The sequence below is a fragment of the Corynebacterium sp. HMSC05D03 genome (assembly GCF_001807205.1).
GTDB lineage: Bacteria > Actinomycetota > Actinomycetes > Mycobacteriales > Mycobacteriaceae > Corynebacterium > Corynebacterium aurimucosum.
The window spans coordinates 20871-27726 of record NZ_KV788192.1 but is presented as its reverse complement, the minus strand read 5'-3'; the positions used below and the strand labels follow the sequence as shown (position 1 = coordinate 27726).

Annotated in this window: 7 protein-coding genes; 2 read left to right on the top strand and 5 right to left on the bottom strand. The window is 60.4% G+C overall.

From position 1 onward, the window contains the following. A partial coding sequence (locus HMPREF3147_RS11390; RefSeq protein WP_141740747.1) for an HNH endonuclease signature motif containing protein occupies nucleotides 1-452 on the top strand: 452 nt, incomplete at its 5' end. 96 nt (nucleotides 453-548) lie between these two features. Here HMPREF3147_RS11390 and gatA read toward each other — a convergent pair. Together gatA and gatC are read right to left on the bottom strand one after the other, a co-directional pair. Then, entirely contained in the window at nucleotides 549-2033 is a 1485-nt protein-coding gene (gatA, locus tag HMPREF3147_RS11385) for an Asp-tRNA(Asn)/Glu-tRNA(Gln) amidotransferase subunit GatA (RefSeq protein ID WP_070447757.1), read from the bottom strand. Between the two features lie 2 nt (nucleotides 2034-2035). Then, a complete protein-coding gene (gene gatC / locus HMPREF3147_RS11380) occupies nucleotides 2036-2338 on the bottom strand; it encodes an Asp-tRNA(Asn)/Glu-tRNA(Gln) amidotransferase subunit GatC (protein WP_070447754.1) in 303 nt (100 codons plus the stop codon). A 207-nt stretch (nucleotides 2339-2545) separates the two neighbouring features. On the opposite strand from gatC, the gene HMPREF3147_RS11375 reads away from it, so the two are divergent. Beyond that, nucleotides 2546-3205 (top strand): ACT domain-containing protein, encoded by a 660-nt coding sequence (locus tag HMPREF3147_RS11375; protein ID WP_070447752.1) that lies wholly within the window; start codon nucleotides 2546-2548, stop codon nucleotides 3203-3205. 6 nt (nucleotides 3206-3211) lie between these two features. On the opposite strand, the gene HMPREF3147_RS11370 is transcribed toward HMPREF3147_RS11375, so the two are convergent. Genes HMPREF3147_RS11370 through ligA form a run of 3 tightly spaced genes read right to left on the bottom strand, consistent with a single transcriptional unit; the run spans nucleotide 3212 to nucleotide 6758 of the window. After that, a complete protein-coding gene (locus HMPREF3147_RS11370) occupies nucleotides 3212-3970 on the bottom strand; it encodes an HAD family hydrolase (protein ID WP_070447749.1) in 759 nt (252 codons plus the stop codon). Then, entirely contained in the window at nucleotides 3967-4737 is a 771-nt protein-coding gene (locus HMPREF3147_RS11365) for an HAD family hydrolase (RefSeq protein ID WP_070447746.1), read from the bottom strand. The genes HMPREF3147_RS11370 and HMPREF3147_RS11365 overlap by 4 nt, the downstream gene beginning before the upstream one ends. After that, a complete protein-coding gene (gene ligA, locus HMPREF3147_RS11360) occupies nucleotides 4734-6758 on the bottom strand; it encodes an NAD-dependent DNA ligase LigA (protein ID WP_070447743.1) in 2025 nt (674 codons plus the stop codon). Before ligA ends, HMPREF3147_RS11365 begins: the two co-directional genes overlap by 4 nt. Nucleotides 6759-6856 lie beyond the last annotated feature (98 nt).

Here is a 6856-nt window from a genome sequence, read left to right as displayed (position 1 = left end):
TCGAAGGCCGCGACGGTACCTGCCGGGTCGGCGGATGCGGCGAGCCTGCTTTTCTCAGCCAGTTGGATCACCGACACAACTGGGCCGAAGGCGGGCCAACCCACCCGAAGAACCTGGCGTGTTTATGCCAAGGCCATCACAACATGAAAACCGATGGCACCCTCAAATACCTGATCGACCCCTACAGCGGGGATGTCATCTGGCTATATGAAGACGGCACCTGGACTATTACCGAAGCCGACGGGCCGCTAGCACCAAAACAGAAACGCTGGGCACAAACAGTCGCCCAACACATCACCGCCACCAGGAAACGCATCCGCGAGGAAGCCCAATACCTCAAACAAGAACTCGACGACTACGCACAACAACAAGCCCAAGCCCAAGCCCAAGCCGAAGCCGAAGACGCGGACAACACCGACACAGATGCCAGCACCGACGACATCCCCTTCTAAACCTCACCGTCGAATAAAACGACGAGGGCCGGTGGCCTCCCACGTTTCCGTGAAAAGTCACCGGCTCAGATTTACTACCGAATACGGTTCTGCGGGCTACTTGCGTCCTGCCTCGTAGGCGGCGCCGACCTTGTACAGGCGGTCGTCCTGGAATGCGGGGGCCATGATCTGCAGGCCGGTCGGCAAGTTGGTGTCGGAGGCCATGCCGGAAGGGACAGACATGCCACACACGCCAGCGAGGTTCAGCGGCAGGGTGCACAGGTCAAAGTTGTACATCTCCATCGGATCCTCAACCTTCTCCCCCAGCTTGAAGGCCGTGGTCGGGGTGGTCGGGGATACGAGGACATCGACCTGCTCGAAAGCACGCTCAAAGTCCTGGGCGATGAGGGTACGCACGCGCTGTGCCTGCAAATAGTAGGCGTCGTAGTAGCCGACGGACAGCGCGTAGGTACCCAGCATGATGCGGCGTTTAACCTCGGGGCCGAAACCAGCCGCGCGGGACAGGGACATAACCTCTTCCGCAGAGTGGGTTCCATCATCGCCGACACGCAGACCGTAGCGCATGCCGTCGAAGCGGGCCAGGTTGGAGGAGACCTCACACGGCATGATGAGGTAGTACGCCGCGAGAGCATCGTCGAAGTGCGGGCAGTCAACCTCGACGATCTCTGCGCCCTGAGACTTCAGCTGCTCAACCGCGGCGTGGTAGGCCTCCATCACGCCCGGCTGCCAGCCGTCGCGCTCGAATTGCTTGATCAGGCCGACCTTGACGCCGGAAAGATCTCCATTGGCGCCTTCCTTGGCGGCCGCGACTACCGGCGCGACCGGCTTATCCACTGAGGTGGCGTCGAAGGAGTCGTGGCCGGCAATGATTTCGTGCAGCAACGCGGTATCTAGGACCGTGCGCGCGGTCGGGCCTGCCTGGTCCAAAGAGCTTGCAGCAGCGATGAGGCCATAGCGAGAAACGGTGCCGTACGTCGGCTTCACGCCCACGGTGTTGGTCAAAGCGGCAGGCTGGCGAATGGAGCCGCCGGTGTCAGTACCGATACCCAGCGGGGCTTGACCGGAGGCAAGAGCCGCAGCGGTACCACCACCGGAACCACCCGGGGTGCGCTCGGTGTCATACGGATTGTGAGCCGGACCGTAGGCAGAATTCTCGTTAGAGGAGCCCATCGCAAACTCATCGAGGTTCGTCTTACCCAAGATCGGAATGCCGGCCTCGCGCAGCTTGGTCACCAGCGTAGCGTCATAAGGTGACACCCAACCCTCCAGCATCTTGGAGGCGGCGGTCGTGGGGGCGTCGGTAGTCACCAGCAGATCCTTGAGGGCTAGCGGCACACCGGCCAACGCGGAAGCGGGCGCTTCGCCAGCGTCGAGGGACTTATCGACGGCGTCGGCAGCCGCCAGTGCTTCCTCAGCACCAACATGCAGGAAGGCGTTGAGTTCGCCGTTGGTCTCCGCGATGCGGTCCAGGAAGGCCTGAGTAACTTCGCGGGAGGTGAGCTCGCGAGAGTGAATCTTCTCAGCCAGCTCGGCGGCGGTCAGCGCGGTAATGCCCTCGGTGGGCGCAATGAATTGTGCCATTCTTATTCGTCTCCTCCACCCAGAATCTGCGGAACCATGAAGCGATCTTCATCAGCTGCGGGGGCCTGGTCCAAGGCCTGCTCAGCAGTGAGGGTTCGCACGACAACGTCCTCACGCATGGGGGCGTTAACGGAGTGCGGGTGCGACATCGGCTCCACACCTTCAGCCTCGACCTTGCCAACCGCGGACACGGAATCCACGATTTCGTCGATCTGCGCGGCGAACTGTTTCAGTTCTTCCTCGCTCAGGGCCAATCGCGACAGCTTTGCCAAGTGCGCGACCTCGTCACGCGAAATATCAGACACGCGAACTCCATCCTTTTATTCATTGAGACGGTTGATAGCTAAGCACCCATGGTACTGCACGGCTGATGCCACGCCACCACCGCTCCTCCCCTAAACGCAACACGAGCTATTGAATAGTATTCGATACGTTGGGTACCATCGATCAAGTTCTATAAACTTTTCATATCAAGAATTCCCTACCTAGTCATCTTCCCCAGAAAGAACGATATGTCGTACCTCGTCCGTGTCCTCCTCCCTGACACTCCCGGCAGCCTTGGCCTCCTCGCCAACGCGATGGGCAACATCGAGGCCGATATTCGCTCCGTCGACATCGTAGAAAACTTCCCTGACGGGACGGTCATGGATGACATCGTGCTCGATCTCCCCCAGTCCACCATGGCAGATGAGATCATCACGGCAGCCCAGGCCGTGGAAGGCGTAGAAATTGATTCCATCCGTCCGTTCAGCGGCCGCGTTGACCGCCGCGGGCAGATCCATGTACTGGCGAAGGTTGCCTCGCAGCGCAACGTAACCGCCGCGATGAAGGAAGTCTGCGCGGCAATTCCCAAGGCACTGACCTCCAATTGGGCCATCGTCATTGCGAACGATGAGAAGATCAGCCGCATTGCCGCCTCTGACGCCGCACCTGCCGACGACGGCTCGATCCCCACCGACCTCAACATCACCTCCGCCCGCGTGCTCAATCCGGAGAAGGACACGTGGATCCCGGAATCGTGGACCCTCATCGAATCCGCACTGGCGGCCGCTCCCCTCGTAGGCACGAACTATGTCGTGGTGATGGGCCGCGTTGGCGGGCCCGATTATCTCGCTTCCGAGGTCGAGCACCTGGGTGACTTGGGCGCCATCCTGGGCGCCTTCCTCACCTAGTTCGACCTAGCGGTCGAGCAATATGCTGAGGCCCGCGGCGACGTCAGGAACCACGTGGTCTACCTCGTCGGTGATGTGTGTTCCCGGGAACGTGAAGGACTCGGTGGCGATGGAATGCATCGAGAGATCGTTGAAGCTATCGCCGAAGGTGTAGAGTTCAGCCTCTTCGTGGCCGAGGTGACCAAGCAGTCGTGTCAAGCCCTCGCCCTTGTTGTGTCCGGGTGGCATGATGTCGTAGAAATCGCAGTTGAACGAGGACTCAACATCGCAATTCGCACGCACCCACTCGTCGACTTCGCGGCGTAGCTCGGCGTCGCCCGGAATCCACAGGGACATGAGAACGGTGCTGCGCTTGGCGACGTCCCCCAGATCCACCACTTCCGTATTCGCCACCATCGAAGATTCACGGCCAGCCAGGCCGTCCCACGCCACTTGGTCAGCCCCAGTCAAGCCCGTCAGGTAGATATTTAATGGCAGCCCAGTGAAACGGTCGATGACGGCTTGGACGACATCACTAGGCAAGTGCTCCTCGTGCAGGATGGAGAAATCGCCGTCCGTGATGACGGTGCCGTTGTAGAGCACGTGATAATCCAACTCCACCCCGAATGGCTCGAGTGTGTTCCGGGCGTTGGCAATGGACTTGCCCGTCGCAGAGATAGCGAGGTTGCCAGCGGCCCGCCATGCGGCGATGGCTTCCTTTACTGCCTCAGTTATGTCTTCGTTGACGTAAACAGTGCCATCCATGTCCAAAGCCGCAATCTTCATGAGCCGTAGTCTATTAGGCCTTTCACGGCCGAGTCCACCACCGCGGTGCACGCCTCTTGGATTTCGGGTTGCGCCCAGGGGAAGGTAAGGGAGATATCGGCAAGCGCGTGCATGGGCAGGTCATTATGTCCGTCGCCTAAGGTGATCAGCTCAATCTCGGAACGCTTGACTCCCAAGTGACGTAGCAGCCAGGTCAAGGCACAGCCCTTGTCGTGGCCAGGTGGAGTGATGTCGAAGAAGTTGCGGTTCATCGCGGTGCCGACGGGAAAGCGCTCAGTAACCCATTGCGCGATCTCTTTCTGCAGGCTTGGATCGTCCGGCGTCCAGGCGGCGACGAGAGGGAAGACTTCTTCCTCGATGCGCTCGGGCGCGACCGGTACAGGCTCGCTGATGATGGGGTTGTGCACCCCGGCCACGTTGCGGACGAGGTGCCCGTCCGGACCTTCCAGGCGCGTGCAATACAGGTCGAGCTTCGGGATATCACGAACCCGCTCATACACAGCGCGGACTACCCCGGGCGGCACATGGCTTTCATAGAGCAGCTCATAGGAACTATTCATGATGAGGGTGCCGTTGCAGAGCAGGTAATAGTCGAATTCGACGCCAAAGGGCTCAAGAGCACGCCGCGCCGAGTGCGGCGACTTACCGGTGGCCACAACGGCGAGGTTGCCCGCAGCACGCCACCGGGCAATCGCCTCCGGTACCTCGTCGGGCATATGCCCGTCAAAGTAGATGGTGCCGTCTAAGTCGAAAGCGGCTAGCTTCATGCCTCGCCCGTTTCAAGAAGCCGGTTAAAGCCCTCCTCATCCAAGATGGTCAGCCCCAGATCGCGGGCCTTCTGTTCCTTCGAGCCAGCATTCTCTCCAACTACGACGTAATTCGTTTTCTTCGATACAGAGCCGGATGCTTTTCCACCACGGGTGATGATGGCCTCCTTGGCGGAATCGCGGGTGAAGTTCTCCAAGGTTCCGGTCACCACGACGGTGATGCCTTCAAGTGTCTGCGCCGGCTTGTCGCTGGCTTCTTCCTCCATCGTGACCCCAGCAGCGGCCCACTTCTGCACGATATTGTCGTGCCATTCCACCTCGAACCACTGCTTGAAGGATTCCGCGATGATGCTGCCCACACCATCGGTATCCGCTAGCTCCTCCACCGAGGCCGCGCGCAGCGTCTCCATGGAACCAAAGCGGGTGGCTAGCGCACGCGCCGCGATGGGGCCAACGTGGCGGATAGACAGCGCTACCAGCACTCGCCAGAATTCAGCCTGACGGGCCGTCTTGAGGTTCTCCAGCAGCTTCTTACCGGAGGCATTGAGCGCACCCTTCTGGGTAGTATAAACCGAGGACTTGAGGAGTGCTTCTTCATCAAGATCGAAGAGGTCCGCCTCATCCTTGAGCACTCCGGAGGAAATCAGATCTGCGGCCGCCTTCTCCCCCAGCTCGCCAATGTCGAGCGCCTTGCGGGAGGCCAAGTACTCTAGGCGCGCTGCCAGTTGCGCGGGGCAGCTGCGTGTATTCGGGCAGCGCCAGTCTTGGTCGCCTTCTTTCTGTGGCGCCAGCTTCGTACCGCAGGCAGGGCAATTCTCCGGGAAGACCCACTCGGTCTCGCTGCCATCACGTTTATCCAAAACGGGGCCGAGGACCTCGGGGATGATCTCTCCGGCCTTGCGGATGATGATGGTATCGCCGATAAGGACGTTCTTGTTCTTGACCTCGAATTGGTTGTGCAAGGTTGCCATGGACACCGTCGAACCAGAAACGAAGACCGGTTCCATAATGGCGAAAGGCGTCACGCGCCCTGTGCGCCCTACACCTACCTCGATGTTGAGGAGCTTGGTGGTGACCTCTTCCGGCGGGTACTTGTAGGCAATAGCCCAGCGAGGCGCGCGGGAGGTCGCGCCCAACGCGCGCTGGCTGGCCAGGTCATCGACCTTGATGACGAGCCCATCCATCTCAAAGTAGGCATCGTGGCGGTGCTCCTCCCAGTACCTCACCCGCTCTTGAACCTCCGTGGCGGTGGTCACGCGCTGGGTATAAGGAGAGACCGGGAATCCCCAAGACTCCAGGGCCTTGTAGGCATCGTGCTGCGAAGTGGGCTGGAAACCCTCGCGTGCGCCAATGCCGTGGCAGACCATGTGGAGTCGGCGCTTCTTGACGTCCTCCGGGTCCTTCATGCGCAGCCCACCTGCCGCCGCGTTGCGGGGGTTGGCAAAAGTGGGCTTGCCGTCCTCACGTCGCGCTGCGTTGATCTCCTCGAACTCATCCGGGCGCATGTACACCTCGCCGCGGATCTCCACCAGGGAGGGAACCGGATACTCATCCGTGCCAGTGAGCTCGTGCGGAATGTCCGGGATAACGCGCGCATTGGCAGTAATGTCCTCTCCCACACGACCATCACCACGCGTGGCGGCCGTGGCAAGCTTGCCGTCGCGGTAGACCAAGTCAATGGACAGGCCATCAATCTTCAGCTCGGTCAAATAAGCCTCAGCCGGCGTGCGGTCCAGCCAGTCCTGCAGCTCATCCGCACTGAAGACGTTGTCCAAGCTGTACAGGCGCTCCAGGTGCTCGATATCTACAGCACCTTCCGGAGCAGCACCTACCTGCTGGGTAGGCGAATCCGGAGTCTGCAGCTCCGGGTGCTCTGCCTCCAGCGCTAACAAACGCTGGAAGAGCGCGTCAAAGTCCGCATCCGGAATCGACGGGTCACCGTTGTAGTACAACTCGCGGTGCTTGCGCACTTCCTGGGCAAGCTCGGACCATTCGCGTTGGATATCTACTGCATCACTCACGAGTCACTAGTGTAGCGGGACTGCCGGACATGCCTGTGACCTGCGGATGGTCATTCTGCAAAGGTTCGTCCGTCATTCTGCAGTACTTCCACAGTGCA

Bases quoted from the DNA above. Each gene is read 5' to 3' on its own strand.
- gatA (WP_070447757.1), bottom strand. From the start codon at position 2,033: ATGGCACAATTCATTGCGCCCACCGAGGGCATTACCGCGCTGACCGCC.
- HMPREF3147_RS11375 (WP_070447752.1), top strand. From the start codon at position 2,546: ATGTCGTACCTCGTCCGTGTCCTCCTCCCTGACACTCCCGGCAGCCTT.
- HMPREF3147_RS11370 (WP_070447749.1), bottom strand. From the start codon at position 3,970: ATGAAGATTGCGGCTTTGGACATGGATGGCACTGTTTACGTCAACGAA.
- HMPREF3147_RS11365 (WP_070447746.1), bottom strand. From the start codon at position 4,737: ATGAAGCTAGCCGCTTTCGACTTAGACGGCACCATCTACTTTGACGGG.